This is a genomic window from Streptomyces sp. (assembly GCF_031181705.1).
In the GTDB taxonomy this organism is placed as follows: Bacteria; Actinomycetota; Actinomycetes; order Streptomycetales; family Streptomycetaceae; genus Streptomyces.
Map to the genome: position 1 here is coordinate 1 of NZ_JAPSKN010000233.1, position 5122 is coordinate 5122.

At 73.4% G+C, this 5122-nt stretch carries 5 protein-coding genes; 1 reads left to right on the top strand and 4 read right to left on the bottom strand.

Annotated elements, in window-relative coordinates; genetic code table 11:
- The 4 genes from RIN80_RS26200 to RIN80_RS26215 form a co-directional block, all read right to left on the bottom strand.
- Nucleotides 1-437, bottom strand: a 437-nt coding sequence (locus tag RIN80_RS26200) for a fructose PTS transporter subunit IIA (protein ID WP_309098119.1), incomplete at its 3' end; no start/stop codon positions are given.
- A 160-nt stretch (nucleotides 438-597) separates the two neighbouring features.
- A complete protein-coding gene (gene pfkB / locus RIN80_RS26205) occupies nucleotides 598-1545 on the bottom strand; it encodes a 1-phosphofructokinase (protein WP_309098120.1) in 948 nt (315 codons plus the stop codon).
- On the bottom strand, nucleotides 1542-2303 hold the full coding sequence (locus RIN80_RS26210) for a DeoR/GlpR family DNA-binding transcription regulator (RefSeq protein WP_309098121.1): 762 nt from the start codon (nucleotides 2301-2303) through the stop codon (nucleotides 1542-1544). The genes pfkB and RIN80_RS26210 overlap by 4 nt, the downstream gene beginning before the upstream one ends.
- A gap of 180 nt (nucleotides 2304-2483) precedes the next feature.
- The gene (locus tag RIN80_RS26215; RefSeq protein WP_309098122.1) at nucleotides 2484-3980 is read right to left on the bottom strand and encodes an MFS transporter; all 1497 of its coding nucleotides are present in this window, start codon (nucleotides 3978-3980) and stop codon (nucleotides 2484-2486) included.
- 62 nt (nucleotides 3981-4042) lie between these two features.
- On the opposite strand from RIN80_RS26215, the gene RIN80_RS26220 reads away from it, so the two are divergent.
- Entirely contained in the window at nucleotides 4043-5014 is a 972-nt protein-coding gene (locus tag RIN80_RS26220; protein WP_309098123.1) for a YafY family protein, read from the top strand.
- The last annotated feature ends 108 nt before the right edge of the window (nucleotides 5015-5122 follow it).

The window sequence follows — 5122 nt, forward strand, 5'->3', positions numbered from 1 at the left end:
TCGCCGCGGATCAGCGCCGCGGCGGCGACCGGGTCGCCCACCGCGCGCAGGGCGTCGGTGAACTCGCTGTTCATCAGCTGCCGGGCCAGGGACGACAGGATCGTCAGGTGGGCGTCGTCGGCGCCGGCCGGAGCGGCGATCAGGAAGATCAGGTCGGCGGGTCCGTCCGCCGCGCCGAAGTCGATGCCGGCCGTGCTGCGCCCGAAGGCGAGCGTCGGCTCGGTGACGTGCTCGCTGCGGCAGTGCGGGATGCCGATGCCGCCGTCGAGGCCGGTCGGCATCTGGGCCTCGCGGGCGGCCACGTCGGCGAGGAAGCCGTCCAGGTCACTCACCCGGCCCAGGGCCACCATGCGCTCGGCGAGGGCACGGGCCGCCGCTTCCTTGGTGTCGGCGGACAGGTCGAGATCGACCAGGTCCGCCGTGATCATGTCGCTCATCGCGGGCTCCTTAGCACGCGTATCGCCCGGTGGGTGGGGTGGGCGGAAAGGGGGACGGGGGTGCGGTGGGGGGTGACGGGAGTGACGGGGATGACAGGGGCGGCGGCACGTAACGGGGAGCTCCGCCGCCCGGGCGTCACCGGGCGCTGCTCGTCGTGGCTCATGACACCGGCTCCTTCAGCACACGGTCGGCGGGCAGGTCGGCCGTGACCGTCACCGCCGCCGGGTCCAGGTCGGCCGGCGTGGGCATGACGCTGCCGGGCAGCTGGACGGCCGCCGCGCCGTGGGCGACCGCGGAGGCCAGGGCCTCGGGGCCGCTGCCGCCGGCGATCAGGAAACCGGCGAGGGAGGAGTCGCCGGCGCCCACGTTGCTGCGCACGGCGTCCACCCGGGCGCTGCCGAACCAGGCGCCCTGGTCCGACACGAGCAGCTGCCCGTCGGCGCCGAGGCTGGCGAGGACGGCCCGGGCGCCCATCTCGCGCAGTTCCTCGGCGGCCTTCACGGCGTCACCGACGGTGGCGAGGGGGCGGCCGACGGCCTCGGACAGTTCCTCGGCGTTGGGCTTGACCACGTCGGGCCGTTCGCGCAGGGCCGCGAGCAGGGCGGGCCCGGAGGTGTCCAGGGCGATCCGGGCACCGGCGGCGTGGGTGCGGGCGACCAGGTCGGCGTACCAGTCGGGGGCGAGGCCGCGCGGGAGGCTGCCGCAGCAGGCGATCCAGGAGGCGTCGCGGGACTGGTGCCGGATGGTCTCCAGGAGGAGTTCGCGTTCGGTCTCGGTGAGTTCCGGGCCGGGGGCGTTGATCTTCGTCAGGACGCCGTCGGCCTCGGCCAGGGCGATGTTGGAACGGGTGGCCCCGGCGACCGGGACCGGGGCGACCTCGATGCCCTGCTGGTCGAGCAGTTCGGCGACGAGCGCGCCAGGGGCGCCGCCGAGCGGCAGGACGGCCACCGTGCGCTGCCCGGCGGCGGCGACCGCGCGCGAGACGTTCACGCCCTTGCCGCCCGGGTCCATCCGCTCGCCGGTGGCGCGGATGACCTCGCCCCGGTCGAGGGACGGCACCTCGTAGGTGCGGTCCAGGGACGGATTGGGGGTGACGGTGAGGATCATGTGCGCACTACTTCCGTGCCGCCGCGCTCGATCGCGACGGCGTCTTCGGGGCTCAGCCCGCTGTCGGTGATCAGCAGGTCCACGTCGCCCAGGTCGCCGAAGCGGGCGAAGTGCTCCTGGCCGTGCTTGGAGGAGTCGGCGAGCAGCACCACCCGGCGGGCGGCGGCCACCGCCGCCCGCTTCACGGCGGCCTCGGCGAGGTCGGGGGTGGTCAGGCCGTGTTCGGCGGAGAAGCCGTTGGCGGCCACGAACAGCACGTCGGCGCGGATCTCGCCGTAGGCCCGCAGCGCCCAGGCGTCCACGGCGGCGCGGGTGCGGTGCCGTACGCGGCCGCCGACGAGGTGGAGCTGGATGCCGGGGTGGTCGGCGAGACGGGCGGCGATGGGCAGGCTGTGCGTGACGACCGTGAGGGATGCCTCCAGCGGGAGGGCGGCGGCCATGCGCGCCACCGTCGTACCGGCGTCGAGGATCATCGTGCCCTCGGTCGGCAGCTCCGCGAGGGCGGCCTTGGCGATGCGGTCCTTCTCGTCGGCGGCCGTGGACTCGCGCTCGGCGAGGTCCGGCTCGAAGTCGAGGCGCCCGACCGGGATGGCGCCGCCGTGCACCCGGCGGACCAGCCCGGCGCGGTCGAGGGCCTTCAGATCCCGGCGGATGGTCTCCGCGGTCACCTGGAACTCCTCGGCAAGCGACACGACATCCACTCGGCCGCCGTCACGGGCGAGCCGGAGGATCTCCTGCTGCCGTTCCGGTGCGTACATGTCCGTTCGCCTCCGCCTCATGCCCGAACGTGTGGTTTCAGCGGGAGGCTACGCCGAGATGTCCGGGAAGTAAACAGGTTCGGGCTCAATCGGGCATGATCGGAAATCCGCTACCGGCAGCCGACCACAGAGCGGGCCCGGCACCCCAGGTGCCGAGCCCGTCCCGCGCCGTCCGTCCGGTCACACCAGCGCCGGCTCCTGGTCCTCCCGCCCGGCCGGCGCCTGCTCGCCCTCCACGTGCTGCGCGGGCCGCTTGGGCAGCGCGAACATCAGCAGGAAGATGGCTCCCATCACCGCGGCCACCCAGCCCAGCGCGTTCTCGAAGGCGTCCGCGTAGGCCGGGCCCACCTGCTCCGGGCGCAGGTGCTCGGCGATCGTGCCGAAGAAGACCACCGAGACCAGCCCGAGCCCCAGCGCGTTGCCCATCTGCTGCACGGTGTTGATCAGGCCGGAGGCAGAACCGGAGTGCTCGCGCGGCACCTCGGAGAGGATCGCGTCGGTCAGCGGCGCGACGATCAGGCCCATGCCGGCGCCCATCACGACGAGCGGAAGGGCCATCTGCCACGGGGTGATGGCGAGGCCGTAGTGGCCGGACTCCCAGATGTAGAGCAGCACCCCGGCCGCCATCACCAGCGCGCCCGCCTGGAGCACCCTGCGTCCGAAGCGCGGCACCAGCAGCTGCACCGACATGCCCGCGGCCGCCGACACGGCGATCGAGAACGGCACCCCGGTCAGCCCGGCCCTCAGCGGGCTCCAGCCCAGCCCGATCTGCATGTACAGCGTCCAGACCAGGAAGAACACACCGAGCGCGACACCGAAGACGGTCTGCACGGCGATCCCCGCCGCGAAGCTCTTGACCCTGAACAGCGACAGTTCGACCAGTGGCGAGCCGTCCCGCACGGCCTTGCGCCGCTCGTACGCCACCAGCACCGCGAGGACCACGAGCGAGCCGGCCATCGACAGGTGTCCCCACAGCGGCCAGCCGAGCTCGCGGCCGCGGGTGAGCGGGTAGATCAGCATCAGCAGGCCCAGCGTGACCAGCGAGACGCCCACGAGGTCGAGCTTCAGCGCTCGCGGCGCCCTGGACTCGGTGATGAAACGGCTGCCGAGGACCAGGCCCGCGATCCCCACGGGCAGGTTGATCAGGAAGATCGAGCGCCACTCCCAGCCGAACAGGTTCCACTCGGTCAGCAGCGCGCCGAGCAGCGGGCCGGACACGGCACCGAGGCCGACGACCGCGCCGAACAGCCCGAACACCTTGCCCCGCTCGTGCGCCGGGAAGGTCGCGTGCACGATCGACAGCACCTGCGGCACCATCAGCGCCGCCATGGCGCCCTGCAGGAACCGCGAGGCGACCAGCATCTCGGGGTTCACCGCGAGGCCGCACAGCGCGGAGGCGACGGTGAAGCCCCCTATGCCGACGAGGAAGACGCGCTTGCGGCCGTGGATGTCGCCGAGCCGTCCGCCGGTGATCAGCCCGGCGGCGAAGGCGAGGGCGTATCCGGCGGTGATCCACTGGATCTCGCTGAAGGACGCGCCCGCGTCCCGCTGGATGGACGGGATGGCGATGTTGACGATGGTCACGTCGACGAGGTCCATGAAGGCCGCGGTCATCACGATCGCGAGGGCGAACCAGCGGCGGCGGTCCGTGCCCGGAGGGGTCTCGGTGGAGTTCATGCGCCGACCCTAGGAGCCCAATAGGTCAGATCGTGTCCTAGTGGTGCGGCATCCTCGGCGGCATGACGACGGACACCCCGGCCCGGCTGCTGACGCTCCTCTCCCTCCTCCAGACGCCCCGCGAATGGCCCGGCGGCGAGCTCGCCGGCCGGCTCGGGGTCTCCCGCCGCACGGTCCGGCGCGACATCGACCGGCTCCGTGAACTCGGCTATCCCGTACAGGCGACCAAGGGGGCCGACGGCGGCTACCGGCTCGTCGCCGGCAAGGCCATGCCGCCGCTGGTGCTCGACGACGAGGAGGCCGTGGCCATCGCGGTAGGCCTGCGCGCCGGGGCCGGACACGCGGTGGAGGGCCTGGACGAGGCGTCGGTGCGGGCGCTGGCCAAGCTGGAGCAGGTGCTGCCGAGCAGGCTGCGCCACCGCGTGACCACCCTGCAGGCCGCCACCACCCCGCTGACCAGCGGGGACGGCCCCAGCATCGCGCCCGAGACGCTGACCGTCATGGCCTCGACGGTGGCCGGGCACGAGCGGCTGCGGTTCGCCTACCGGGCCGCCGACGGCACCGAGTCACGGCGTCTGACGGAGCCCTACCGGCTGGTGTCGACGGGTCGCCGCTGGTACCTGGTGGCGTACGACCTCGACCGGGACGACTGGCGCACCTTCCGGGTCGACCGGGTGAGCGAGCCGTTCGCCACGGGCGCGAGGTTCACGCCGCGCGAGCTGCCGACGGGGAGCGCCGCGGAGTACCTGCGGCGGTCGATGCAACGGCAGCAGCCGAGCTACGACTTCGAGGTCACCTTCGCCGCACCGGCCGCCTTCGTCGCCGCCCGGCTGCCGGCGTGGCTGGGCACGCCCGAGCCGGTGGACGAGCACAGCTGCCGGCTGCGCGGGTCGGTCGGGGACGCGACGCGGTGGGTGGCGTTCCGGCTGGCCATGCTGGAGTGCGACTTCACCGTCCACGAGCCGCGTGAACTGGTAGAAGCGGTAAGGGAGTTGGGGGCACGGCTGAGCAGAGCGGCCGGGGCGGGGGCGTAAGCGGCGGGGCCGTGCCCCCGAACCCGACTTCGCGGCCCGGTTCGAGACCGGCGCCTGGGAGGCCGCCTGGTCCTTTGCCGAGGACACCCGGGGTCACGGCAGGCGCCG

Excerpts from the sequence above, each read along its gene's own strand:
- RIN80_RS26210 (WP_309098121.1), bottom strand. The coding sequence starts at position 2,303 with ATGTACGCACCGGAACGGCAGCAGGAGATCCTCCGGCTCGCCCGTGAC.
- RIN80_RS26220 (WP_309098123.1), top strand. The coding sequence starts at position 4,043 with ATGACGACGGACACCCCGGCCCGGCTGCTGACGCTCCTCTCCCTCCTC.
- pfkB (WP_309098120.1), bottom strand. The coding sequence starts at position 1,545 with ATGATCCTCACCGTCACCCCCAATCCGTCCCTGGACCGCACCTACGAG.
- RIN80_RS26215 (WP_309098122.1), bottom strand. The coding sequence starts at position 3,980 with ATGAACTCCACCGAGACCCCTCCGGGCACGGACCGCCGCCGCTGGTTC.